The 24,832-nt window shown below is 42.2% G+C and carries 22 protein-coding genes; 14 read left to right on the top strand and 8 right to left on the bottom strand.

The features are described from left to right. Positions 1-4: 4 nt before the first annotated feature. The gene (locus tag MHH40_RS12910; protein ID WP_050944382.1) at positions 5-1,015 is read right to left on the bottom strand and encodes a LacI family DNA-binding transcriptional regulator; all 1,011 of its coding nucleotides are present in this window, start codon (positions 1,013-1,015) and stop codon (positions 5-7) included. A 262-nt stretch (positions 1,016-1,277) separates the two neighbouring features. Here MHH40_RS12910 and kduI point away from each other — a divergent pair, with 262 nt between their 5' ends. The 5 genes from kduI to MHH40_RS12885 all read left to right on the top strand — a co-directional run bounded on the left by kduI (position 1,278) and on the right by MHH40_RS12885 (position 6,701). Continuing rightward, positions 1,278-2,105 carry a 5-dehydro-4-deoxy-D-glucuronate isomerase gene (gene kduI, locus MHH40_RS12905; protein ID WP_003212793.1) on the top strand — a complete coding sequence of 276 codons (828 nt, stop codon included), beginning with the start codon at positions 1,278-1,280 and terminating at the stop codon, positions 2,103-2,105. Positions 2,106-2,109: 4 nt separating this feature from the next. Then, positions 2,110-2,883, top strand: a complete 774-nt coding sequence (gene kduD, locus MHH40_RS12900; protein ID WP_340901167.1) for a 2-dehydro-3-deoxy-D-gluconate 5-dehydrogenase KduD — start codon at positions 2,110-2,112, stop codon at positions 2,881-2,883. Positions 2,884-2,988: 105 nt separating this feature from the next. Further along, positions 2,989-4,455, top strand: coding sequence for a spore germination protein (locus tag MHH40_RS12895; protein WP_050944386.1), 1,467 nt, complete (start codon positions 2,989-2,991; stop codon positions 4,453-4,455). Between the two features lie 3 nt (positions 4,456-4,458). Further along, positions 4,459-5,559 carry a GerAB/ArcD/ProY family transporter gene (locus MHH40_RS12890; RefSeq protein ID WP_050944387.1) on the top strand — a complete coding sequence of 367 codons (1,101 nt, stop codon included), beginning with the start codon at positions 4,459-4,461 and terminating at the stop codon, positions 5,557-5,559. Continuing rightward, a complete protein-coding gene (locus MHH40_RS12885; RefSeq protein WP_340901165.1) occupies positions 5,556-6,701 on the top strand; it encodes a Ger(x)C family spore germination protein in 1,146 nt (381 codons plus the stop codon). The genes MHH40_RS12890 and MHH40_RS12885 overlap by 4 nt, the downstream gene beginning before the upstream one ends. Positions 6,702-6,714: 13 nt before the next feature. Here the strand turns inward: MHH40_RS12885 and MHH40_RS12880 are convergent, their stop codons facing one another. Further along, a complete protein-coding gene (locus tag MHH40_RS12880) occupies positions 6,715-8,112 on the bottom strand; it encodes a bifunctional glycosyltransferase family 2 protein/class I SAM-dependent methyltransferase (protein ID WP_340901164.1) in 1,398 nt (465 codons plus the stop codon). 137 nt (positions 8,113-8,249) lie between these two features. Continuing rightward, positions 8,250-9,614: a sugar porter family MFS transporter gene (locus tag MHH40_RS12875; protein ID WP_106918396.1), complete on the bottom strand. Its 1,365-nt coding sequence runs from the start codon at positions 9,612-9,614 to the stop codon at positions 8,250-8,252. 272 nt (positions 9,615-9,886) lie between these two features. Here MHH40_RS12875 and MHH40_RS12870 point away from each other — a divergent pair, with 272 nt between their 5' ends. Further along, complete coding sequence (locus tag MHH40_RS12870) at positions 9,887-10,852, top strand: LCP family protein (RefSeq protein WP_003212964.1); 966 nt, start codon at positions 9,887-9,889, stop codon at positions 10,850-10,852. Between the two features lie 398 nt (positions 10,853-11,250). Further along, entirely contained in the window at positions 11,251-12,132 is an 882-nt protein-coding gene (locus tag MHH40_RS12865) for a Cof-type HAD-IIB family hydrolase (RefSeq protein WP_199852789.1), read from the top strand. A 56-nt stretch (positions 12,133-12,188) separates the two neighbouring features. Here the strand turns inward: MHH40_RS12865 and MHH40_RS12860 are convergent, their stop codons facing one another. From MHH40_RS12860 to pgsB, 5 genes are all read right to left on the bottom strand, one after another. Then, on the bottom strand, positions 12,189-13,412 hold the full coding sequence (locus tag MHH40_RS12860; protein WP_050944396.1) for a C40 family peptidase: 1,224 nt from the start codon (positions 13,410-13,412) through the stop codon (positions 12,189-12,191). A 108-nt stretch (positions 13,413-13,520) separates the two neighbouring features. Next, entirely contained in the window at positions 13,521-13,691 is a 171-nt protein-coding gene (locus MHH40_RS12855) for a hypothetical protein (RefSeq protein ID WP_087976066.1), read from the bottom strand. Next, positions 13,688-14,854, bottom strand: coding sequence for a CapA family protein (locus tag MHH40_RS12850; protein WP_034620154.1), 1,167 nt, complete (start codon positions 14,852-14,854; stop codon positions 13,688-13,690). The genes MHH40_RS12855 and MHH40_RS12850 overlap by 4 nt, the downstream gene beginning before the upstream one ends. An 18-nt stretch (positions 14,855-14,872) precedes the next feature. Further along, on the bottom strand, positions 14,873-15,322 hold the full coding sequence (gene pgsC, locus MHH40_RS12845) for a poly-gamma-glutamate biosynthesis protein PgsC (protein ID WP_003213696.1): 450 nt from the start codon (positions 15,320-15,322) through the stop codon (positions 14,873-14,875). Positions 15,323-15,337: 15 nt separating this feature from the next. After that, entirely contained in the window at positions 15,338-16,519 is a 1,182-nt protein-coding gene (pgsB, locus tag MHH40_RS12840) for a poly-gamma-glutamate synthase PgsB (RefSeq protein ID WP_012011489.1), read from the bottom strand. A 746-nt stretch (positions 16,520-17,265) separates the two neighbouring features. On the opposite strand from pgsB, the gene MHH40_RS12835 reads away from it, so the two are divergent. From MHH40_RS12835 to MHH40_RS12805, 7 genes are all read left to right on the top strand, one after another. Beyond that, positions 17,266-18,747: a spore germination protein gene (locus tag MHH40_RS12835; RefSeq protein ID WP_050944398.1), complete on the top strand. Its 1,482-nt coding sequence runs from the start codon at positions 17,266-17,268 to the stop codon at positions 18,745-18,747. After that, positions 18,737-19,834, top strand: a complete 1,098-nt coding sequence (locus tag MHH40_RS12830; RefSeq protein ID WP_050944400.1) for a GerAB/ArcD/ProY family transporter — start codon at positions 18,737-18,739, stop codon at positions 19,832-19,834. Before MHH40_RS12835 ends, MHH40_RS12830 begins: the two co-directional genes overlap by 11 nt. After that, positions 19,824-20,966 (top strand): Ger(x)C family spore germination protein, encoded by a 1,143-nt coding sequence (locus MHH40_RS12825; RefSeq protein ID WP_050944402.1) that lies wholly within the window; start codon positions 19,824-19,826, stop codon positions 20,964-20,966. Before MHH40_RS12830 ends, MHH40_RS12825 begins: the two co-directional genes overlap by 11 nt. Before the next feature lie 117 nt (positions 20,967-21,083). Continuing rightward, complete coding sequence (locus MHH40_RS12820; protein ID WP_003215185.1) at positions 21,084-22,070, top strand: LacI family DNA-binding transcriptional regulator; 987 nt, start codon at positions 21,084-21,086, stop codon at positions 22,068-22,070. Then, positions 22,067-22,945: a ribokinase gene (gene rbsK / locus MHH40_RS12815; protein WP_050944404.1), complete on the top strand. Its 879-nt coding sequence runs from the start codon at positions 22,067-22,069 to the stop codon at positions 22,943-22,945. The genes MHH40_RS12820 and rbsK overlap by 4 nt, the downstream gene beginning before the upstream one ends. Continuing rightward, a complete protein-coding gene (rbsD, locus tag MHH40_RS12810; RefSeq protein WP_050944405.1) occupies positions 22,942-23,334 on the top strand; it encodes a D-ribose pyranase in 393 nt (130 codons plus the stop codon). Before rbsK ends, rbsD begins: the two co-directional genes overlap by 4 nt. Before the next feature lie 15 nt (positions 23,335-23,349). Continuing rightward, positions 23,350-24,831 (top strand): sugar ABC transporter ATP-binding protein, encoded by a 1,482-nt coding sequence (locus tag MHH40_RS12805; RefSeq protein WP_050944406.1) that lies wholly within the window; start codon positions 23,350-23,352, stop codon positions 24,829-24,831. The last annotated feature ends 1 nt before the right edge of the window (position 24,832 follow it).

Raw genomic sequence — 24,832 nt, 5'->3', positions numbered from 1 at the left:
CTGTTTATAAGGATTTTCTTACGATGATTTCTCCATCAAGCTGAATGGTTTGGGGCGCACTTTCATCCCCTTCAAGCCGAGTCTTGATTTTTTGCATGGCGGCTTTCCCCATTTCATGAGATGGCTGGGCAACCGTTGTGATTCCAGGCCCAATCAGCTTATACCATTCTGTATCATCAAAGCCTGCGATGCCTATATCTTCTGGAATCTTTAACCCGAGTTCTACAAGCTCACTGATCAGCTTCAGCATAAGTAATCCATTGGCTGCTAAAATCGCTTTTTTTTGCTGGCTTGATTGTACAAAATGGACAAGCTCTTCTCGCAGTTGTTCCTTTTGTTTCAAATCAATTTCTGCAATGAGCGGCTTCTTATATTTACTCATGGCTGTCTGTTCATATGCTTCTTTTCGTTCTTCACGAGGACTGATTCCATCGACCGGTTCAGTAAAGAAGGCGATGTGCTCATAGCCTTTCTCATACATTTGTTGAAGCAACTGGATGGTGATATCACGGTTATTCGTTGTCACTGTGTCGACTTTTAGTTCAGGTAATTTCCGGTCAACAAGGACAATCGGCACACCGTTTTCCTTCAAATCCTGCAGAATGTCATTGTTCTGACCTGTCGTATTGATGATGAGCCCTTCAATATAATGTGCATTCAGCTTGAGGAGCATTTCTCGTTCTTTTTCTGGTCGGTTATCTGTGTTGCATACCATGATGCTGTATCCATATTCATCACAAATTTCTTCGACTCCGCGAAGTGTCGCTACAGAGAATGGGTTCGTAATGTCGGCTACAATGAACCCAATGACCTTGCTTTTTCTTACTTTCAAACCTTGTGCGAGCTGACTCGGACGATAATGCAGTTCCTCAATGGCTTTTTTAATTTTTTTGACCTTTTCAGTAGAAATTTCATTTGTTCTGCCATTGATATATCTGGATACAGTTGATTTTGAAACACCTGCATAAGCGGCCACTTCGTTGATGGTCACTTTCGTTTGCTTTTTCTCTTTCATTCAAAAAACTCCCACAATCAATGTCTTCTCATTTGTTTCGAAACCGATTTCAAATAACTTAAAAAGAGCATATCATAATTTCTTGAATTCTAGAAGATTTTTTTGCTTGGAGATGGCAAAAAACCATTTAAATAAACAAAAAGAAAGCGATTTCAAAATAACGGTTGACGGCATGCTCTTTTTCCTCTAAAATTTTCCTTGAAACCGATACCAAATAAAATACCCATACTTTGTTTCAGATGGAAAGGGAGGCTTATTTCAAATGGAAAATCGTTATGCTGTACATCCTGAGCAGGTCAAACGTTTTACAACAGAGGAACTTCGTCGTCATTTTCATATTCCTACACTATTCGTCAGCGGTGAATTAAAGCTCTACTATTCACATGAGGACCGCGTGGTGATTGGCGGAGTCATGCCATCTGCAGAGCCGCTCAAATTAGATGCCGGCGACTTTCTACGTACAGAATATTTCCTTGAAAGACGAGAAATCGGCATTGTAAATGTCGGCGGTCAAGGAACAGTCACTGTCGATGGTGAAGCCTTTGTACTGGAGCACAAAGATTTCTTATATATTGGGCTTGGACACGAAGATGTACAGTTTGCTAGTTCATCCGGCGAGGGAGCCAAGTTCTATCTTGTATCCGCCACGGCTCATCAAGCGTACCCTACGCAAAAAGCAGCTATCGCTGAATTAACACCGAATCACTTAGGGGAAGCGTCTGCTTCAAACGTACGAAACCTGTATCAAGTCATCCACGCAAACGGCATCCAAAGCTGTCAGCTCATGATGGGAATCACTCAGCTGGAAACCAATAACACGTGGAATACGATGCCCGCTCATATTCATGATCGACGTATGGAAGTGTACTTATATCTTGATATCGAAGAAGATGCTCGTGTCTTTCATTTTATGGGGGAGCCATCTGAAACAAGACACCTCGTTGTGGCCAATGAGGAAGCGGTCATTTCTCCTGCCTGGTCCATTCATTCAGGCTCGGGTACAGCGAATTATTCATTTATTTGGGCGATGGCGGGCGAGAACTATACGTTCAAAGATATGGACTTTGTCCCAATGGACCAGCTGAGGTAATGTGATGACGACAGCATCCTATGTAGCGTCCCTCTTTTCTCTTGAAGGCAAAACAGCCCTTGTGACAGGCCCTGGAACCGGCATTGGGCAGGGCATTGCTGTGGCGCTTGCCAGGTCAGGCGCAAATATTATCGGCACATACCACCACACACCGCTTGAGGAAACGAAAGCGCTAGTCGAACAGGCGGGCCGCTCGTTTCATGCGGTTCAGGTCGACTTTTCCGACCCTCAAACTGCAAAGCAGGCTGTCGATGCCATGTTACAAAAGCATACGATCGATATTTTAATCAATAATGCTGGCACCATTAAAAGAGAGCAGGCCGCTCATTATTCAGAGGAAGATTGGCATACGGTCATGGATGTGAATATCAATAGTCTCTTTTTCCTCACCCAAAGGGTTGGGCGGCAGATGCTGAAAAATGGGCAAGGGAAAATCGTCAATATCGCCTCCCTTCTATCGTTTCAAGGCGGCGTCTTTGTCCCCGCTTATACAGCAAGTAAACACGCAGTCGCAGGGCTGACGAAGGCTTTTGCAAACGAATGGGCGAACCAGCATATACAAGTGAATGCGATCGCTCCTGGTTACATTGCGACCAATAACACGCAAGCCATTCGGGACGATGAGAATCGAAATGAAGAGATTCTCAAACGAATCCCTGCCGGGCGCTGGGGAAAGCCTGAGGATCTAGCCGGTGCGGCTGTTTTCCTTAGCTCACCAGCCTCCGATTATATGAACGGTCATATTTTAGCGGTTGATGGCGGGTGGCTTGCGAGATAAACAGACGAGAGAATTCCTATTTGCAGGGATTCTCTTTTTTCTATTTGCATAATTCTCCACCATCCGAGTCACTCTATAAAAAACATGACATGAGGGTGAGGTATTATGAAAAGTCGTATTGAACAAGATATAGCGTCCGTCATCAAGCGCGTCAAAAGCTTTGCTGGGAAAAGTGATGATATCGTGTTCCACTCATTTTCATTTGGCCCTTCTGCTATCTCTGCATGTCTCATGTACGTTGAAGGACTCACAGAATTTGAGATGATTTCCAAACAAATCATTTCACCCATGCAAAAGGAACTGGCTATCACCGAGGTTGATTCTAGTACGCTTCCAGCCCTGTCTAAAACGTTCTTTGGCATCCAAAATGACGTGCTGGAGGATATGAACCTTGCCATCGAGCAGTTATATAACGGCAGGGCTATTTTATTTGTAGATGGCGCGGCTCAAGCACTTGCGCTCCAAACGAACCTTTTTCAATTTAGAGAAGTAGAAGAGCCACAATCGGAAGTCCTTGTAAGAGGGCCTCGGATCGGTTTTATTGAAAATCTTGAAAAAAACACGGCTTTGATCCGTGAGCGGGCAAACGACCCAAACCTTGTCATTCAAAAGGTAAATGTAGGTACTCGCAATAAGAAGTCCGCAGCCCTTGTGTACGTTCGTGATATTGTTGACCCTAAATTAGTAGAAGATGTTTTATCACGTATGACCGAAATCAAAATGGATGACATCCCTGAAACCGGCTATATTGAACAGCTAATTGAGGACAGCCACATCTCCATTTTTCCGCAGATTCAAAATACAGAACGTCCTGACCGAGTGATTGCATCTGTGCTTGAAGGAAAAGTGTCAATTTTACTCGATGGCACTCCTTTTGCGCTCATTTTACCGATGACCTTTACAGCCTTGATGCAATCACCTGAAGATTATTATCAGAGATGGACTAGCGCGACTCTTTTACGTTTACTTCGTTATATCGCCGTGCTGCTCACGATTTTTTTACCTGGGCTTTACATTGCACTTGTCTCTTATCATCCAGGCTTATTACCCACACGGATGGCACTCACCATCGCAGGCAGCCGGCAGAATGTTCCGTTCCCTCCTGTTGTTGAGGCGATTCTTATGTCTTTTACGATAGAGCTGCTGCGGGAAGCTGGACTTCGGCTTCCTAGAGCCATCGGGCAGACAATTGGGCTCATTGGCGGCGTCATCATTGGTCAGGCGGCTGTCCAAGCCAATATCGTCAGTGCCTTAATGGTGATTATTGTGTCGCTGACTGCACTTGCTGACTTTACGGCACCATCCTATGACTTTAGTTTCCCACTACGCATCTTGCGGTTTATGGCTATTTTCAGTTCAGCGATGTTTGGGTTATATGGCTTAATCATGTGTTATTTATTTGTGCTTTGTCACCTGATGCAATTAAAGACCTTTGGTTTTGACTATTTCACACCTGTTTTGTCTTCACCGTTTTCAGATTTAAAGGATACGTACGTACGTTTACCAATTGGGCTATTTAAATCGAGACCGAAAACAGCAAAAATAAAAAATCTCAAAAGACAAGGAGATTAAACGATGTACAGAGCTGAGAAGCTATCATTGTTACAAGTCACCATTCTGTGCAGCTCTACAATGATAGGCGCTGGAATTTTAACCATTCCTCGCAGTTCTGCCAATTCAGGATTCCCTGATGGCTGGATCATTGTATTAATACAGGGAGTCATCTTTGCTTTCGTTGCTTTTTTGTTAGGATGGATTGCTGAAAAAAATGCGCCGGATACTATTTTTGAGTCAAATAGAAAAGGAGCCGGTGCCATCATTGGCACGTTCTTTAATTTAATGCTGATTGCCTATTTACTAGGCATTGTCGGTTTTGAAGCGCGTGTACTCGGGGAAGTTGTCCAATTTTTCCTGCTGGAATCGACTCCCATGGCAGTGATTGTGATGATTTTTCTTCTCGTGGCGATCTATCATTTGAAAAGTGGTATCTTTCCAGTCGTCAAAATGGTCACGTACATTTATCCCATCGCCTTGATCATTTACATTGGGCTCATGCTGTTTTGTCTGAAAATATTTGATTTTGATTATTTACGTCCTGTCATGGCGCACGGGTTTAAAGATTTCAGTAATTTGTTCTCTCAAACATTTATTCAATTTACAGGCTTTGAGGTCATTTTGTTTGTTGTACCACTCATTTATAAAGACAAATGGTCGAAGGCGAAATGGGCCGCTGCCATTGGAGTTGGAATTACAACCCTCGTGTACTCGCTCACACTTTTTATTGTGATTGGCTCCATGACAGTGGGAGAAACAAAATCCCTCACCTGGCCCACTGTCTCACTCATTCAAGCACTAGAACTTGAAGGGGTCTTCATTGAAAGATTTGATATTTTTTTACTGACGATCTGGACGTGCCAGCAGTTTATTTGCATGCTTGGCTTTTTCCAATTTGCCATTAAAGGATGCCACACAGTCTTTAAGACGACCAATGTAACGAGACTGCTTTGGCTGCTGTTTTTGATTACCTCTGCCCTCTCTTTATTTCCGAAAAATATCAATGAAGTCTTTTACTACTCTACTTTACTCGGCTACGCATTGTTCGCGGTTTTAGCCATTCCTTTTATTACAGCTGTTCTGCTGATGATACGCAAAAAATGGGGAGGTCGTTCTGCATGAGAGGAAGGCGTGTACTGTTATTCTTTTTTTCCTGCTGCCTTTTTCTTCTATCAGCAGGATGCTGGGATTTAAAGGATATTGAAAAACTATCGTTTGTACGCGGTGTTGGTATTGATGAGGAAGACGAGGATGGCGTTAAGCTGACCTACCAAAACCTTGTACCGAAAACAGGCGGAACACAAGAAGCCGATTCTCCCAGCTATGTGAATGTTGTCTCGAAGGGAAAAAATGTGCTGGAGGCTGTCAGTAATGTCGCCTTGAAGGACCCGCCGATCTATAGTGATCACCTGAAAATCTTTTTGTTTGGTAAAACCCAGGCGGAGCATCACGATATTCAAGGAACACTCAATCATTTTATTCGAGATGATGAGGTTCGGCGCAGCAGCTATCTCCTCGTGACACGAGGAGATGCGTCAAAAGTCGTCAACCAAAAATTGAAATCACAGCAAAAGGTCCCAGTTGAGCATATCTTCGAAACATCCAAAAATCGAAGCTTTAACGGAAAGATCGCACCGCCAACACGTATTGGCAGAGCGTCTGATTACTTTCAGATGGGCGTTAGTTTCCTTGTGCAAAGTGTAGATGCGATAGACGGTGAACTTATTTATGATGGAGCAGGCATCATTCACGGAAAAACACGTAAGCTGATCGGTTTCATCCCTGCGAAGGATGTCCAATCTTTAAACTGGGTGATGAACCGAATTTCAGGCGGCGTTGTACCTGCCACCTACAAAGGTTATCCGATAACGTATGAAATCAAAAAAGCAAAAACGAAGGTCGAGCCCTATCTGAAAAATGGAAAGGTATCCTTTAAAATTAGCGTACAAACAAATGGAAAATTGTCTGAGGATCAATATCCTCCTGAAAACTCATTCGATGAGCAGTATATCAAACGATTTGAGCGGATCTTTGCTCATAACATTAAAGAACGCATTCAAAAAGCGATCCATCATGTGCAAAAAGAAGTGGGCGTTGATCCCATATTGTTTAACCAGCAATTCCGTATGAAATATCCTGACTATTGGAATCAGCATGGTACCGAGTGGGATAGGCTCTTCCAAGAAGCAGCCATTGATTACGATGTCAAAGTCAGCATCTTGAACTTTGGTGCAGAAGGTGCAACAAAAAGCTTTAAATGGTAAAGCAAAAAGGCGGTTATCCCGAAGGGGAGCCGCCTTTTTTACGCACGACGATGAGAAGCTGATACAAGGTCACTTGATCAGTCAACGCTTTTGTTTGAAAGCCAAGTGACGCTCCTACTCTTGCCACCTCGTCAAAAAACAATTGGACGTTTTGATCAATCGGAACATTGATCCTCTGCTCAATCACCCGTTCAAACAAATGATCTGGGAAAAGCGCACGCATGGTATTTGGTGTGAAGAACCTCAGGTGACCTCGGTCTAAAATTCCTACATCTTGATACGTAAAATCCCCTGTCATTAACGGAAAAAGCACCTCCGCATGCATCATGTTGGGCAGGCAGCAAATGATCACGCCGCCTGGCTTTAAAGATGCGTGCGCTTGTTCAATGATGTGCCAAGGATCTGACACATGCTCTAAAACATCCGAAAAAATGACCGCATCAAAAAAAGCCTCTTTCTCTAACCATGGGTACTCATCCGCTTTTGCCTCGATGACTTCTTTGTAATATGCCTTTGCAATGGCTGCTTTTAATGGATCAGCCTCTACTCCGTACATGTCAACAGACTGCCGATTCATTAGTTCAAGCCCTGTTGCTCCTGCGCCGCATCCCGCATCCAGTACACAAACAGCATCTTCAGGCAGCAGAGCCGCAAAGTACGGATGAGGGGTCATCAAATTAAGATCAATGCCCCATTTATCTAAAAACCGAAGCCTGTTCTCTGCAAACAATGTAGAGATGTTCGTTTCTTGATTCGCTCGAAAGGTTGCATGACCGTGATGATGCACAAATGAATCGTGAACGATTTGAAGCTGATATCCCTTCAGCAAGGATCTCAAACAAAGGTCGTCATCCTCAAAAGATCCATACACGAACCGCTCATCAAATAAACCCACCTCTTCAATAAGCTCTCTTTTCACAAGCAGACAAAACCCCACAAGCCGATGTACATAAGTTCTCTGACCTTTTTTTACAGCCGTATAATTCTTAGCAAATGCTGGTAGCTCCTTTACATCTGTATACGTTGGCTCGACCATTTGAGGACCGCTCACATAATTGGAGACTGGCCCTACCATCCCGATACGTTCTGATGCAAATAACGCCTCTTTTAATGGAGAAAGCCAGTTTTCCGTGACGATCGTGTCGTTATTTAAAAAGAGAATGCTATCCCCAGTCGCTTTTTTTGCTCCTTGATTACAGCCCTTTGCAAAGCCTCGATTTTCTGCATTTTCTATGAAAATCACATCTTTCAGCTCTCTCACATATTCCTTCGTCCCGTCGGTTGACGCATTATCAACGATGATGAGTTCATATTGGTCACTTCGGGTATGCTGCTTGATGCTGTCGATACATTTTTTCGTTAAATGCAGTTCATTGTATGTCAGGATGACAATGCTCGTTTTCCCTTTCATCTCATTTCCACCTTTCGCCCGCCTATTCCATATGTATGTCATATGCAGCACGTTCAGAAGATGAGAGATTGTCCTTTCTTGATTAAACGTTTGTTTAACAAAGAAAAACCAGCTGCATGCGGGCAGCCGGTCATTGTTCACACCGTTTTTCCTTCGTCACCTGTAACGGAACGGTTCCTCTTTTTTAAATCTTCTTCAATTTCTTCAAGACTTTTCCCTTTCGTTTCAGTCACCATATATTTCACAAACAAGAAGGCGCCTACGCCGATGACCGCGTAAATAAGGAAAAGGTTACTGATACCCATCGCGCTTAGTAAAGTTGGGAATGTAAGCGAGATGATTAAATTCCCTGTATGAAGAAGGAAGGTAGAGACGCCTGTACCGATTCCTCGGACATGTACCGGAAACAGCTCAGGAAGCATAACCCAAACGACAGGACCCCAGCTGACAGCAAAGATGACGATAAAGAGCCCTAAACAAATAATAGTCGTCCATCCTGCAACTGTTGACCCCTCGAAAAATCGATTGACCACTGACAGGACTATTAAACTAAGGACCATGCCAGCATTCCCAAATAAGAGCAACGCTTTACGCCCTACACGGTCAATGATTTTAATCGCCACAAACGTCATGACAACATTCACTGCCCCAATTCCGACGGTTCCTAAAATGGCCGCTGAATTACCAAAGCCAACGCTTGTGAATGTTTTTGGTGCATAGTAAATAATCGTATTGGTACCGATAAACTGCTGCAGAAAGGCAAGACCGACACCAGCGATTAATGCTGGGCGTACCCATGGCTCAAATAATTCCTTAAAACCGCCTTTTTCTTCACTTTCCGCCTGTTGAATGTCTGAAATTTCTTCTTCCACTTCTTGCTTACTTTTTCTGAGTTTAGATAATATCTCTTTCGCACGGTCTGCCTGTCCATGGACAAACAGCCAGCGGGGGCTTTCTGGCATAAACATAATCCCACATAATAAAAGCACAGAAGGCACGACCGCAATTCCAAGCATCAGGCGCCATGCCTCTGCATCCGCTAAAGAGTAATTCACAATATAGGCGAGAAGAATACCAAATGTGATCATGAGCTGGTTTAATGAGGACAGTGCACCTCTCGATTCCTTTGGAGCAAGTTCAGATAAATATAATGGAACAATCGTGGTCGAGCACCCGACAGCAAGTCCTAGCACAATTCGGAATAAGACCATCACTTCCGTATTCGGAGCAAGGGCTGTACCAAATCCGCCGATAATAAATAAAATCGCTGCGGCGATGATGGCTTTTTTCCGCCCAAATTGATCTGTCAGCTTTCCAGATAAAGAGGAACCGAGCATCGCTCCGATTAAAATCGAGCTGACAACAAGTCCCTCTGTAAATGCGTTTAACCCTAAATCCTCTTTCATAAATAAGATGGCGCCAGAAATGACACCTGTATCATAGCCATATAAGGCGCCGCCAAGTGCGCCGAAAAAATAAAGCCATCCATTCCGATTTTTCATGTTCATAACCCCTCTTTTGTTTCTGTATGTACTGTATGTTTCTCTATGGAAAATCATTTTCCTCACTTTCTGTCACTTCAAACATTTCGATGTTTTATGACAAATATATTTCATTTGCGTATCATTGAAACTTTTTACGATAAGGAAACGTCAATTAAGCGTTAGTGAAAAAAACGTCGCACTATATCCCGTTTTAAGGTATATTTGTTTTAGTTTGTAAGCAAAAAGAAGGACATCTTTACTATAAAAATCATAGCGAGGGTTTAAAATATATGGATCAATCAAGAAGCAAACGCAAAGGAAAAAAGCGTTTAAAACCATGGGTGAAAGTCACTCTATTTATAGTCGGTATCCTTTTACTGACAACCGCTTCTGTCACAGGCTATGCCTACTATAAAGTGACAAGCGCTGCAAAAAAAGCACAAGTATCTTTAGATCGCGGCGCTCAATCTGTCAAACGGATTGAAGCATTCGATCCTGGGAAAGACAGCTTTTCTGTCTTGCTGCTTGGTATTGACAGCAGACCGGGCGAAACAGTGAAACAAGCACGAAGCGATGCGATGGTCTTAGCAACCGTCAATCGTACAAATAAAACCGTAAAATTATTAAGCATTCCAAGGGACTCATACGTGAATATTCCAGGGCATGGCTATGACAAAATTACACATGCACACGCATTTGGCGGTGCAGATTTAACTTTAAGTACAGTCGAAGATTTACTAGATATTCCGGTTGATTTTGTGATCCAAAGTAATTTCAAAGCATTTAAAGAGATCGTCAATGAACTAAACGGGGTCTCTATTAACGTCAAGGATGAATATGTAGTTAAACAGGTTCTAAAAGATACAAAGGGCAAGGTACAGCTTCAAACAGGAACCCATACACTAGACGGTGATCAAGCTCTTGCATATGTGAGAACAAGAAAAGCAGATAGTGATTTAATGCGCGGGCAGCGTCAAATGGAAGTATTAAAAGCCATTTTTGATAAATCAAAATCGTTAACATCTATTCCGTCATATGACAATATCATTGATACACTTGGTGATAATGTCGCGACCAACCTTTCAATGAAAGAGCTAGTCGGGCTTTTCCCGCTTCTGACGTCATTGAAATCGGTTGATACCATTCAGCTGAAAGGCTCTGATTACCAGCCAAACGGAGTTTATTATTACCAATTGGATCAAAACCAGCTAAACGAAGTGAAGACTGAATTGAAGAAGCAGCTTGAATTATCATAAACAGAAAGCGTCCCTAAGGGGCGCTTTTTGATTGTTGACAAAGGGCTAAAATGGTTTTTATTTTAGCTCTTTGTCTTCTTTTCAGCGTGATAGAAAACCTTTGCACTCTAGGAAGAACGAGCACAGAAGCGGAGCGAATTTAATATTCGTGAGCATCGGCGCACAGGACTGACACCGAATGCGAGGGTTTGTCTACACGCTGAAAGCGTCCCTAAGGGGCGCTTTTTTACTTGCTGACGATGATGCAGATTTTACCCCTTTGGCTTATTTCCTTGATCATTCGATCATTTTTGTTTAGCCTTGATAGAGAGGACAAGCATCGTATTGCTCATGAGAATGAACGAAATCGTACATACTTTGAAGAGGCTATTGCATGCATGAAGGAGGATTTGACAGCGATGAAAAAAATGATTGCGATTGATTTAGACGGTACACTTTTAAATACAAAAAGTGAAATATCTGCTCAAAACAGGGAGGCATTGATCCGCGCGAAGGAAGCGGGATATATTGTCACCATCTGTACAGGGCGGGCGACTTTTGACGTGAAGGAACTGCTTGGCGATTTGGACATTCCTATTATTGCAGCAAACGGCGGAACCGTTCATACAGAAGGTTACGAACTTTTCAGCCGTATCACACTTGACCAAGAAGCAGGAAAACGAGCGGCTCAGGCTTTAGTAGAACGAAACATTTACTTTGAGGTTTACACGGACGATTCGCTCCTCTCTCCTTTTGATGGAAAAGAGAAGCTGAAAGCAGAATTTGATGTGATCAAAAGCGCGAATCCAAATGAAGATATAGCTGATTTATGGGAAGGGGCAATGACTCAATTCAAACAATTCGGCATCAAACCAGTGGATGATATTCGTCAGATTTTTGGGTCGAATGAAGCGACCTATAAATTACTCTGCTTCTCGTTTGATATGAACAAACTACAGGAAGCTCGAGATCTTCTCGCGGAAATGCCTGAGCTTTCATTGACCTCTTCTGGAAAACATATCATTGAGGTTCTTCCAAAAGAGTCTGGAAAAGGACATGCTCTTAAAAAGCTCGCAGCTCATTACGGCGTAGACCGCTCACATATTTATGCGATTGGCGACAGCCCCAACGATCTATCCATGTTTGAGGAAGTAGGCCACCGCATTGCAATGGGGAATGCCGTTGATGTCATTAAAGACAAGAGCACCTACATTACAAAAGGCAATCATGAAGACGGTGTTGCTTACTTTATTGATTTGCTTTTACAAAATCAATTCCATGAAAAAAAGACGCTTGTGTGATCAGCGCCTAGAGAGAAGTCTAAAAGTCCGATGCGAGCATTGATCGGGCTTTTTCTTTATTTTTTAATTCGAACTGCCGTCTCATACTTATCCTTCCAGTACGTACTTGTTTTCATATTCGTAAGCACGACACCATTTGAGACGGTCATGTGAATCACTTGATTTGATCCTGCATAAATGGCCGGTATCAATGACGTGCCACTAAAGAAAACGAGATCTCCCGGCTTCAGCTCCGACCGTTTCACAGGCGTACCTGCCTTGACTTGACCTGACGCATAACGAGGCAGCTCAATACCAAGCACTTCACGATACACATATTGTGTGAACCCTGCTGTGTCAAAGCCTTGCTTTGGATTCGTCCCACCTTTAACATAAGGAACTTCACCAATATACGTAGCGGCTTTTGAGACAATCGGGTCTTCTTTTGCTAATTTCAGCTCCGTTAATCGTTTCGCACCTGTCCATTTTTCGCGCCAATACGATTCAGACAAATAAGAAATCGTGACACTTTCCGAACGGCTCGCATGAATAAAACGGTCGCCCCCAATATACATCCCTACATGAGAAATGCCTGGCTTATAGGTGTTGCTAAAAAAGACAAAATCCCCAGGACGTACATCATCTAATGCCACTTTTTCTCCAACCATCCACTGCTGTTCAGCGCTTCGAGGCAAATAAATCCCTAGTGATTTTTCAAATACATATTGTAAAAAGCCTGAACAATCAAAGCCAATCTTAGGGTCTGCTGCACCAAATACATAAGGAATACCTACATATTTCATCGCATCTTTCACAAGACGATTATCCGAGATTGACGGTGTGCCGGGAAGTCGTTTGACTGCATAAAATCGGTCCGTCCAGTATTTGCTTTTGCTGACGTTTGTTTTCACCACACCTTGACTAAGCGTGATGTGGATGACCTGATTGTTACCAGCGTACAATGCCACATGTGTCGGGATATCCTTTGTTTCTTCAAGGCTTCGAAAATATACAAGGTCACCTGGCTGGGCTTTGTCCCATGATACCTTTTTTCCAATCTGATACTGATCGATTACCTTCCGCGGCAAATCAAAAGCGCCTGATGTCTTGTACACATATTGCGTAAACCCTGATGCGTCAAAGCCCGTTTTTGGATCGGTTCCTCCTTTATGATAAGGTGTTCCAATCAGCTTTTCCGCTTGCTGCAAAGGAGACGCTGTTTGAGCAACTGCTTCTGATTGAGACATGAACATGAGCCCTACGAGCGCGCACCCACCAATCAATATTCCTTTCCACTTCATGATCTTTCCCCTCCTTTCTTCTATAGTTTCGGCATGACACCTTTCATTTTACACCTTATTTCGACAAAAAAAGAGCACGCGATATGCGTGCCCTTTATCCTTTTTAGGTTATTTACCTGCTTCCGCTTTTGACTGCTTTTGCTGTTCAATTTTCTGCATTTCAACCGAGATCTTTTGTTTTTCATGATCTGTGAGGCTGTCACTAAATTTAAAAGCAGACATAAAGACAAAGACTAAAATTAACGCAACAAACGGCCAGCTTGCTTTTAGAAATTTCATTTCTTCTCTTTCCCTCCGTTTTCTTTTAAGTGTTTAACTTTATCAGCGTGATCTACTTCAAAGAAAATGTGTCCGTCTTTTTCTTTCCAATCCGCATTCGTACCATTTGTCAGCATACGGATAATGGATTTTGATTCAAATGATCCTGCTTTAACCGGAGCAGGTGTTGCTTCTTTGATGTACATTGGGACCACTTCAAATGTCGCTTTTCCATCTTCATTCAGATGATACTGAACAAGTGCAGAATCACGTGTTCTTGACCAGCCTTGGTCAAAAATAAAGTTTCCTAAGCTATAGAAGATCGCCGTGCCGTTATAGACTTCCATTGGCTCAAGAACGTGCGGATGAGCACCGATAATGATATCAGCACCAGCCTTAGACATCGCTCTTGCCAATTCTCTTTGTCTATCGTTTACCTCATTGTTGTACTCCTGTCCCCAGTGAGCATGAACAACGACGACATCTGCCTTTTCAGCAGCCTGCGAAATCATCGGAATAAAGATAGATGGATCGGCTGGCAAGATACCCGCCTGGCGATTCGTTGCTTTAAAATCTTTCCCATACACATCTGTAAAACCAAGTGTAGCGATTTTGACACCATTTACTTCTTTATACGAAATGTTCTGCTTCGCATCCTGAAGGTTAAGGCCTGCGCCTGTATAATCCATGTCAGCTTGTTTAAAGGCATCAATCGTTTTGTTCAGCCCTTTTTCACCATAGTCTGCCGCATGGTTATTCGCAAAGTTTAATACAGAGAAATTCAAATCCTTCAACGCTTTGACAGAATCCTCATCTGTTTTTAAATGAATATTCTTTTGCGCCGCTTGTTCCCGGTCTGATGCGACTGGATGCTCAAAGTTACCAGTCACATAATCTGATACATCAAAGTATGGTTTAGCATAGCGAAAGAGATGCTGTTTTCCATAACGGTCTGTTACTTTCTCTACGTTTCTTCCAAACATAATGTCACCGACAAACGAAGCGGTCAGGATGTTTTCTGGATTCTTTTGTACAGTTGGCACTTTTGCTTGCCCGATAAACGTAAATAGAAATGTACAAGCAATGACGATCGGTAAAGCAATCAGCACGTGTTTATTCGTTTTTTTCTTTTGGTTCTTTGTGATTTTCAGCAGCTTTTCCTGAAAGCTCAATTTTTTATTCATCATTGGACACACCTTATCTTAAAATAGATAGTAAACATACATGATGGCAAATGTTGCACCACTTAGAAGTAACGTGCTTCCAAGGGTCATCGTAAGACCTTGCTTTTGAATCGTATTTGCAATCAATCCAGGAACGATAATACCGATTCCGCGGAATTCTGCTATTTCAAATGGGACCACTGGGTAGAAGAAATCAAAGACTAGCTTTAAGGCAATCCCTGTAATCAGCATTGCAGCAAACTTTCTGCGTCCGTATAAAATCATAAATTTCGATAGACCAAAGCGAACGATGACATACGTAAGCAAGCTGACAGATAAGACAACTAAAATGAAGACTGGCTGGTTAAATACAAGCGCCAGATAACCTGGGACAACAAGTCCAGCTGGTACGATTCCTGTTTTTTCTGCAAAGATTAAACTAAGTAGAACACCTAAAATTAACGAGATATAAAGATCTGATCCGAACATTTTCTATATTTCCTCCTAGCTGACAAGCTGCTTAATTTTGTATTCTTGAATTTTTTCGATTAACGGTTCAGCGGCACCATGAATATTGCCGACTCCATAAACCACTCGATTATGAAGCTTTTTCTCAAGCATGTTCATAATTTCTTCTGTAGATTGATATTCAAGGTTGTGTAAGTGGTCAGCCGGAATTTTTCCATCCTCATATGCCTTTACAATTGGATCTGTTGTTTCACCAATTAAGACGAGATCACTTGCTTCAATATAAGGAAGTACATCCTCCGCAAACTGGATCGTTCGATCTACACGATCCGCACGGCAGTTCATGATAATAATCGGTTCATCTGTTGGATATCCAATTTCTTTCACACGCTTCCAAATGTTCAATGTAGATGATGCGTCATTTGCCGCAAAACCATTTACAAAGTGTCCAGGCGTTTTCGCATCCATTAATGGAAGAATTCTCATCGCTCCTGGATCAGGCGGCGCATTTAACATTCCTCGGAATGCCGTATCTTCATCAATTCCCAATGCCTGTGCAACACCAAGTGCAAGTGAGGCATTATCTGGGAAGACCATGTACTCAAATTTCCGTAAATACTCATCAGAAATCTTGGAATTATCTGCAACAATGACTTCTGTATTGCGTTTTTTCGCAATCTCTTTAAAGAAATCCGTATATTCACTATCCGTAATAACCAAGTGTCCATTGTAAGGAATTGTCGCTGTAAAGGCTTCTGCTATTTCATCAAGTGTCGGCCCCATGACGTCCATATGATCTTCAAGAACGTTTACGATCACGCCAATATTCGCTTGAAGCAGCTCTTCCTGAAAGATGATTTGGTAATCTGGATTTACCGCCATACATTCACTGACGATGGCATTTGCTCCTCTTTCAACGGTTTCTCTCATAACTTCCTTCTGCTCACCGATATTCGGTCCTTGCGGTTTCCTTTTAATCGGTTTCTCCTCTGGCGTATCCCAATAAATCATTCTTGCATCTGTTCCCGTTGTTTTGCCGACAGTTTTATAACCTGCCTCCATTAAGATACCGGTTGTCAATCTTGTAACGGTAGACTTTCCGCGAATACCATTAATATTGACGCGCACCGGTAGGGCATCGATATTTTTCTGGTGACGCTTCTTTTCAATAAAGCCAATCCCTAACATGATGACACAGGCTATAACGATTAACCACATCGCTTATCTACATCTCCTTTTTTTATGAGTGTGATATGTAAATTCAATCAACAGTATATAGGTTCAGCATAAAATCACAATCGGTATTATGTAACATAATCTTTCACTTCCTCGTATGCCAAATTCCTCTAATCAGAAGGTGTATTGACCTAGCTCCTCTTTAAATGAAAAGGCCAAAAGACGGACAAAAATCAGCCTGAATTTCGCCTTCAATCAAGAGTAAGCGTTACCATCAAGCATCGAAAAATCTTTTGTCCTTTTCTCCCTAAATTTTTTGACAATTGTTAAGATGTATTTTGAATCAATGTTTTAAAGCCCTTTAAACTCTATAACCTCAGTCATATCAGCGCTTTAAATGAATAGTGCGTGTTTTGGAATGTTTTCGATTTTTGAAGGAACAGGTTAGAAAGTCATCCTCAGCGCTCAGAATGCTATGTGTTGACCTATGACAAAGGTCATCTCTAAAAAAATCAAGTCATATGCTTATTTTCAGGTCACGAAAAATTGGGATAAGATGTAAACTATTGATCATTTCGAAATGCCTTCTCATTACGAATTTCGCTCCTTATGACCTAAACAATGAAACATTATTCATTTCTTTTTATCAAGATTCATCATTTCTTAACATTTTTAATATGATTTTAGTTGAAAGTTGTCAGCTTATGTCATGCTTTCAACTAAGGTGACGAATAAAATCAGCCTCTCCGCTCACACTATGGTTAAAAAACTGTGAGAGGAGGCTAAAGATGCCAAATACGAATGAGCAAACACGCTTACACTTTTTATCAGGCGGTTTTGAGGAAAAAATTCGAATCCTGAAGAAAGCATTTCAGCAAAGCGCCGATTTTGAATACCGGGAATTAATGGTGAATGAAACGAAATCAGTGCTGTTTTATATTAAAACAAGAGTTGAAGAAAGCAAATTAAACGACTTCATTATCGGCAACTTGCTCGGTCCTCCTGGAGAGCAGAACTATACAAAATCACTTAGTACACTCGAAACAGGAGACTTGACGCTGATTGTCGACAGCATTATTGCAGGAAGCATTGCCTTCCTTGATGAAAAATCCTCACAGATCAAAATATTTGCCGTTGGACAGCCGCCGCTGCGTTCCATTTCTGAACCTTCTTCTGAAAGTATTATTGCAGGCGCACATGATGGGTTTGTTGAGAGTTTAGATACCAATTTATATTTACTGCGGTCACACTTAAATGATCGAAAACTTGCGATCCAGTATCATAAGATCGGCACAAAATCTGAAACAAAGGTTGCGACAGTTTATATTTCTGATATTGCCAATCAAGAAAAGATAGATGAGGTCAACAGACGAATTTCTTCCATTAAAGTAGACACGCTGCTCAGCCCCGGTTCTATTGTAGAAGCGATTGAGGATGATTCATATTCCATCTTCCCGCAGCTCATTGATACAGAACGACCTGACAAAGTGAGATCCGCCATTCTTGAGGGGAGAATTGTTGTGCTGATGGATGGCAGTCCAATGGCTATCATTCTGCCTATTACGTTCTTTAGCTTCTTTCAATCACCAGATGACTACAATAGTCGCTGGATTCCAGCTACGTTTATTCGTATTCTTCGTTATGTTGCCTGTATCATCGCTGTGATTTTGCCTTCTTTTTATATTGCGGTCATCGGCTTTCATTATGAGGTTGTCCCGGATGAATTAGCGATTACGATGAAAAATTCCATTATTGGCGTTCCTTTTCCACCTTTAATAGAAGCTATGCTGATGGAGATTACGATTGAGCTCATACGCGAGGCAGGGGTGCGTCTGCCAAAACCAATTGGACAGACCATTGGGATCGTAGGCGGTTTGGTCATTGGAGATGCGGTAGTAAAGGCTGGGCTCATTTCGAATGTTCTTATCGTTGTGGTCGCCGTGACCGCTGTTGCTTCCTTTGTTCTTCCTTCGTTTGAAATGACGTCTACCATCAGGATGCTGCGTTTTCCGCTCATGTTCATGGCATCGATGTTTGGGTTTATCGGCATTTCATTCGGCCTGTCGATCGTCCTGATGAATTTATGCCGCCTTGAATCACTAGGTGTCCCGTATTTATCTCCAGTAACTCCATTTAACTGGCAGGACTTAAAAGACACTGTGATTCGATTACCGATGTGGATGTATAAAAAACGCCCTGTTTACTTAAATCCAAAAAAGAAAGAGCAAATTGAAAATTTGAGAGGATGGAAAAATCAAGATGAAAAATAAAATATCTCCATCTCAAGCTGTCTTTTTTATCATTCAATCTCAAATTGGTGTCGGTATTTTAGCCCTGCCTCATTTGCTTATGAAAGATATGGGGCATGATGGCTGGATGGCTATCATTTTGGCTTGTTTTTTTATCCAAATCATCAATACCATTTTTATATATATCATTCACAAATATCCTGAGACATCATTTTTCGAGGCGTTAATTGAGGTTTTTGGAAAATGGATTGGGCGAATCTTAGTGGCTCTTTATACAATTTATTTCGCCTCAGTCTGTATTGTCGTTCTATCTATTTTCACGAGAATTCTGGGTATATGGGTTTTACCACTTACACCCAATTGGGTGATCAACCTACTACTCATGATATCCATCCTTTACATCGCCAAGGAACAAATTACAGCGATTGTCAGATTCAACTTTATTCTGACTCCTTTTTTACTCTTGTTGTCTCTCATCATGCTGTATTCATTAAAAGGAACCAATATCGACTACCTTATGCCCTTTTTCCAAACGGACTTCTCTCAATTTCAGCTTGGATTAAAGGATGTTGTATTATCTATGAATGGATTTGAAATGATTTTGATCATCTCTCCACTGATGAAAGGCACCATTAAAGCGCGATACAAGGTCATGACCATTGCCAATATATGCACGACTCTTTACTACCTATTTATCACAGTGATTTGTTTTATGTTTTTCAGCCCGATTGAGCTTAAAATCATTCCAAATCCTGTTCTTTATCTGTTAAAAACCATTTCGTTCGGTGTGATTGAGCGGACAGATCTGATTTTTCTGAGTTTCTGGGTATTTATCATTCTTGCCACACTCAGTAATTATCTTTACTTTTGTGCAAATGGCGTAGCAAGTATTCTCAAGAAAAAAGACCACAAAAAATACGTCTTTTATTTTGCCATTTTGATCTATGCGGCTAGCTGCTATCTTGCAACCGATAATTTTAGAATTCAACGTTTTAATGACTTTACCACCATTGCGCAATATTCATTTATTTACACACTCCCGATCTTTATGGCAATTATCATCTTTTTCAAACATCGTAAAGGGAAGGTGAAATCACATGCGTCATAAGTACATACTGACTTTGCTCATGTGTGTGTCTCTCATATTCATGCCTGGCTGCTGGGATCAAAACTTATTAAAGAATATCTCTCTTGTTTTAACCTCTGCTGTTGATCAAGGAGAAGATGACAATGCCAAGTACTCGATTACTTATCGAAAGGTGCAGCAGTCTCAAAGTATGGAGCAAGGAAACACAGGCAGCTTTTTAACCACTCTTCTCACAACGGAAGCACCTACTTTAAGGAAAGCAAGAACCAACTTCAGCCGGATTGTGGATCAAAAAATAGACATGTCGAAAATGCGGGTGATGCTGGTCGGTGATGAATTTGCCCAAAATCGTCTTCTTCCCTACTTAGATATGTTTTATCGTGATCCGAAAAGCCCCCTCCTCGCAAATCTCGCCGTTGTTCAAGGGGGGACCTGTGAAGAAGTGATTAACTCGCTGCTGAAGGAAAAGCTCATTGTGAGTGACTATTTAAATAACTTGATCACAACCGCATCACGCTCATCCCAAGTAGCACCTAAAAACATTCAAAGTATTCGATCTAAAATGCTCCAAACTGGAGAGGACTTCACACTGCCCTTAATCCATTTTGATCAATCGAAGAAATTAATCAGTGTAAAAGGTGTTGCCCTATTTGATAATGAGAAAAAGAAAGGCGAGTTGTACGGTCAAGATGCGATCTTGCTCACCATCATGGACGGAAAAATGGGCAACTATGCCAACTTCACAAAAAAAGTGAGAAGTGACATGAAGTCAAAGGAAAACAATTACATCACCATCCAAGTCACTGATGTGAAGAGAGACATCGAGATTCTGAATCCTGATCATCGAAACTTAACATACTCACTCAAATTTGAATTTAATACTTCTGTCCTTGAATACCCAAAAGATAATCTTGATACAGACAAAAAAATTAAAATGCTGAACAAAAGACTTTCAACCATCTTGACAAAAGAAGCAGAAAAAATTGTTGCTACGTTACAAGAAGCAAATTCTGACGTCTTAAGTCTAGGCAGAAAATATAGAGTCAGACATTATGATGAGTATATGAAAATGAATTGGGTCACTGATTATCCAAATGTAAAAATCATCCCAAAAGTCAAAGTGAATATTACCCAAACAGGGATTATTAGTTAAGAAAAGGAAGATGTCATCTTTCTTTTCTTTTTTTATTTTTTTAAGATTGTCATTTAAAAGCTTTCATGATAATCTATTTGTGTAAACGGTTACACATTCACGAAGGGAGGCACTCCATTGGCTACCATTAAAGATGTTGCAAAAGCTGCACAAGTGTCTGTTGCCACTGTGTCTCGCGTGCTTAACGATACTGGATATGTCCATACAGATACGAAAACCCGCGTGACACAAGCGATGCAGGAGCTGAACTACTTTCCCAATGAAGTGGCTAGATCCCTTTTCAAAAGAGAATCCCGCTTAATCGGTTTGATCTTGCCTGATATCACAAACCCCTTCTTTCCTCAGCTTGCTAGAGGCGTAGAGGATGAGATTCATGCGCAAGGTTTTCGGTTATTATTCGGAAACAGTGATGAAGATCGAGAAAAGGAATTGGCTTATTTACAAACCTTTAAACAAAATCAAGTAGTCGGTGTCATCGCTGTCACAAACGAACCTGAATCAGATATATACAATGATGATGAATTGCCGGTTGTGTTCTTAGATCGAACCGTCTCGCATGCACCTTCTGTATCTGCAGATACTGCAGCTGGCGGGAAAATGGCTGCAATGGAATTAATCAGGCGCGGCAGCCGGCAGATCACACTGCTGAAAGGACCTGCCCACCTTCAAACAGCGAGGCAGAGATTCAAGGGTGCACTCGATGTACTGACCGAAAAGGGTGTCGACTTCCATGTGATGTCTAATGCTTCATTTTCTTTTCAAGAAGCCCGTAAGAGTGCCAAGGCTCTTTTCCAGCTGTACCCTGAAACAGATGGCATCATTGCCAGTAATGACATTGTCGCAACAGCGGTCATACACGAAGCACTTCGGATCGGAAAAGCCGTTCCAGAGGATGTTCAAATCATTGGGTTTGACGATATTCCGCAAAGCGAGCTGCTCTTCCCTTCCCTATCGACAATTAGGCAGCCTGCCTATGAGATGGGAAAAGAAGCGGCGCAGCTGTTAATTAAAGCGATTCAGAAACAACCTATAGATCAACCAGTTATTCAAATGCCCGTCTCTTTTATTGAACGAGAGACCACAAGAAAGGTGGATTCACAATGAGTCATATTGTCGTAGTAGGAAGCTGTTCAATGGATTTAGTCGTCACTTCGGATAAACGGCCAAATGCCGGTGAAACAGTGTTAGGCGAATCATTTAAAACCGTCCCAGGCGGAAAAGGCGCCAATCAAGCAGTCGCCAGTGCCAGACTCGGTGCTGATGTTTACATGATCGGCCGGGTCGGTGATGACGCTTATGGTCAAGATATTCTCAGCAATCTACAAGACCAAGGGGTCCGCACCTCATATATGAAACCGGTTACCGAAATGGAAAGCGGCACGGCTCATATCATTTTAGCGGAAGGTGATAACAGCATTGTCGTGGTCAAAGGGGCAAACAATGAGGTGACACCTCACTATGTAACAGATGCTCTTTCTTCTATTGAAGACATTGGAATGGTCCTCATTCAGCAAGAAATTCCTGAAGAAACAGTCGAAGCCGTCTGCACCATTTGCAGTGAGAAAGGGATTCCGGTCATCTTAAATCCCGCACCAGCTCGTCAAGTTTCTCAGCAAATATTAGATCAAGCTGCCTATATTACTCCAAACGAACACGAAGCAGCTCTTATGTTTGATGGACTCACCATAGCAGAAGCTTTGCGCCAATATCCAAACAAATTACTCATTACAGAAGGAAAAAATGGTGTTCGTTACTTTGACGGAATAAAAGAAGTGTTGGTGCCAGGCTACCCTGTGAAAGCCGTTGACACTACAGGCGCTGGTGATACTTTTAACGGTGCTCTAGCTGTAGCACTAGCAGAGGGAAAATCCCTATACGACGCACTTGCCTTTGCCAACTTAGCCGCATCTATCTCTGTTACAAAGTTCGGTGCACAAGGCGGCATGCCAACAAGAGAAGAACTGGAGAGAAAAAAATGAAAAAAAACGGCATCTTAAACAGTCATATCGCCAAGGTACTTGCTGACCTTGGTCATACAGATACAATCGTCATCGCAGACTGCGGCCTGCCGATTCCAGAAGGTCCAGTCAAAATCGACCTGGCACTATCAATCGGCACACCGTCCTTTCAGGAGGTCACCTCCCTCCTTCTTCAAGAAATGGCGGTTGAACACATGACTGTAGCTAGTGAAATCAAAGAAGCCAATGAGCGAGATCATCTATTTCTAAAGAAAGCGTTCTCAAAGCCATTACATGATGTAGACCACGAGACGTTTAAAGATATGACCAAACAGGCAAAAGCAGTCATTCGCACGGGTGAAGCCACCCCATACGCAAACTGCATTCTTCATGCCGGTGTCATCTTTTAAAAGGAGGAGCCAGATATGAACATTGAGATGCATAACATCCATAAGGCCTTTGGAAAAAACACCGTTCTTTCCGGGGTCTCCTTTGACCTCGTCACAGGTGAGGTTCACGCGCTCATGGGTGAAAATGGCGCAGGAAAATCAACTTTAATGAACCTGCTCACAGGTCTTTATTCATTAGACCAGGGAACGATTCAAATCGACGGGAAAGAAACCGCTTTCAAAAATCCGAAGGAAGCGGAACAACACGGCATCGCCTTTATTCATCAAGAGCTCAACATATGGCCAGATATGACCGTCTTGGAAAACCTATTCATCGGGAAAGAAATCTATACGAAATTTGGATTGCTAGACACAAAGAAAATGAAGGTTCTTGCCCAAAGCCAGCTGGACCGATTGTCTGTGAACCTCTCGCTTGATCAAGAGGCAGGTAGCTGCTCTGTTGGACAAAAACAGATGATTGAGATTGCAAAGGCATTAATGACAGAAGCGAAGGTCATCATCATGGATGAGCCAACAGCAGCTCTTACAGACCGTGAGATTGAAAAGCTCTTTCAGGTTATTGAATCTCTCAAAAAGGAAGGCGTATCCATCGTCTATATTTCTCACCGTATGGAGGAAATTTTTGCGATCTGTGACCGGATTACCATCATGCGCGATGGGAAAACGGTCGATACGAAAGCCATACCTGAAACAAATTTCCATGAGGTCGTCAAAAAAATGGTCGGCCGCGAATTAACAGATCGATACCCTGAGAGAACGCCTTCTCTAGGAGATACTATCCTTGAGGTGAAGCAAGCGACAAGAAAAGGACAATTTCAAGATATCAATTTCTCCGTTAAAGCTGGAGAAATCGTCGGTGTTGCAGGCTTAATGGGCGCTGGCAGGACCGAAATGATGCGGTCACTGTTTGGTCTTGATCCTCTTGATCAAGGGGAAATCTGGGTTCATGGGAAAAAGGCTATCATTAAAAAACCAAGTGATGCCGTCAAGCTCGGCATCGGCTTTATCACAGAGGATCGCAAAGATGAAGGACTCATGCTGGATGCATCCATTCGAGAAAACATTGGTCTGCCAAACTTAGAAAGCTTCTCTCCAAAGGGACTGATCGATAAGAAAAACGAACAGGATTTTGTTGACCTGCTCATCAAAAGATTGACGATTAAAACGGCTTCCTCTGAAATCTCTGCTCGAAGTCTCTCTGGTGGAAATCAGCAAAAAGTCGTCATCGCCAAATGGATCGGCATCCAGCCGAAGGTCTTGATTTTAGATGAACCGACAAGAGGTGTCGACGTCGGAGCGAAACGAGAAATCTACCAGTTAATGAATGAACTGACTGATCGAGGTGTTGCCATTTTAATGGTCTCCTCTGAGCTCCCAGAAATTCTAGGGATGAGCGATCGAGTGCTTGTCATTCATGAAGGAACCATCAGCGGAGAATTAAATAAAGCAGACGCAACACAAGAACGAATTATGACACTAGCTACAGGAGGGAAGTAAC

Origin of the sequence: Bacillus sp. FSL K6-2431 (assembly GCF_038005165.1) — a bacterium.
In the GTDB taxonomy this organism is placed as follows: Bacteria; Bacillota; Bacilli; order Bacillales; family Bacillaceae; genus Bacillus; species Bacillus pumilus.
The sequence above is the reverse complement of the archived record's forward strand: the minus strand, read 5'-3'. Positions and strand labels throughout refer to the sequence as shown.

Excerpts from the sequence above, each read along its gene's own strand:
- pgsB (WP_012011489.1), bottom strand. The coding sequence starts at position 16,519 with ATGTGGTTAATCGTTATAGCCTGTGTCATCATGTTAGGGATTGGCTTT.
- MHH40_RS12855 (WP_087976066.1), bottom strand. The coding sequence starts at position 13,691 with ATGAAATTTCTAAAAGCAAGCTGGCCGTTTGTTGCGTTAATTTTAGTC.
- MHH40_RS12890 (WP_050944387.1), top strand. The coding sequence starts at position 4,459 with ATGTACAGAGCTGAGAAGCTATCATTGTTACAAGTCACCATTCTGTGC.
- MHH40_RS12895 (WP_050944386.1), top strand. The coding sequence starts at position 2,989 with ATGAAAAGTCGTATTGAACAAGATATAGCGTCCGTCATCAAGCGCGTC.
- MHH40_RS12880 (WP_340901164.1), bottom strand. The coding sequence starts at position 8,112 with ATGAAAGGGAAAACGAGCATTGTCATCCTGACATACAATGAACTGCAT.
- kduD (WP_340901167.1), top strand. The coding sequence starts at position 2,110 with ATGACGACAGCATCCTATGTAGCGTCCCTCTTTTCTCTTGAAGGCAAA.
- MHH40_RS12805 (WP_050944406.1), top strand. The coding sequence starts at position 23,350 with ATGAACATTGAGATGCATAACATCCATAAGGCCTTTGGAAAAAACACC.
- MHH40_RS12910 (WP_050944382.1), bottom strand. The coding sequence starts at position 1,015 with ATGAAAGAGAAAAAGCAAACGAAAGTGACCATCAACGAAGTGGCCGCT.
- MHH40_RS12870 (WP_003212964.1), top strand. The coding sequence starts at position 9,887 with ATGGATCAATCAAGAAGCAAACGCAAAGGAAAAAAGCGTTTAAAACCA.
- kduI (WP_003212793.1), top strand. The coding sequence starts at position 1,278 with ATGGAAAATCGTTATGCTGTACATCCTGAGCAGGTCAAACGTTTTACA.
- MHH40_RS12860 (WP_050944396.1), bottom strand. The coding sequence starts at position 13,412 with ATGAAGTGGAAAGGAATATTGATTGGTGGGTGCGCGCTCGTAGGGCTC.
- MHH40_RS12865 (WP_199852789.1), top strand. The coding sequence starts at position 11,251 with ATGAAAAAAATGATTGCGATTGATTTAGACGGTACACTTTTAAATACA.
- MHH40_RS12825 (WP_050944402.1), top strand. The coding sequence starts at position 19,824 with ATGCGTCATAAGTACATACTGACTTTGCTCATGTGTGTGTCTCTCATA.
- MHH40_RS12830 (WP_050944400.1), top strand. The coding sequence starts at position 18,737 with ATGAAAAATAAAATATCTCCATCTCAAGCTGTCTTTTTTATCATTCAA.
- MHH40_RS12875 (WP_106918396.1), bottom strand. The coding sequence starts at position 9,614 with ATGAAAAATCGGAATGGATGGCTTTATTTTTTCGGCGCACTTGGCGGC.
- MHH40_RS12885 (WP_340901165.1), top strand. The coding sequence starts at position 5,556 with ATGAGAGGAAGGCGTGTACTGTTATTCTTTTTTTCCTGCTGCCTTTTT.
- rbsK (WP_050944404.1), top strand. The coding sequence starts at position 22,067 with ATGAGTCATATTGTCGTAGTAGGAAGCTGTTCAATGGATTTAGTCGTC.
- MHH40_RS12835 (WP_050944398.1), top strand. The coding sequence starts at position 17,266 with ATGCCAAATACGAATGAGCAAACACGCTTACACTTTTTATCAGGCGGT.
- pgsC (WP_003213696.1), bottom strand. The coding sequence starts at position 15,322 with ATGTTCGGATCAGATCTTTATATCTCGTTAATTTTAGGTGTTCTACTT.
- MHH40_RS12850 (WP_034620154.1), bottom strand. The coding sequence starts at position 14,854 with ATGAATAAAAAATTGAGCTTTCAGGAAAAGCTGCTGAAAATCACAAAG.
- rbsD (WP_050944405.1), top strand. The coding sequence starts at position 22,942 with ATGAAAAAAAACGGCATCTTAAACAGTCATATCGCCAAGGTACTTGCT.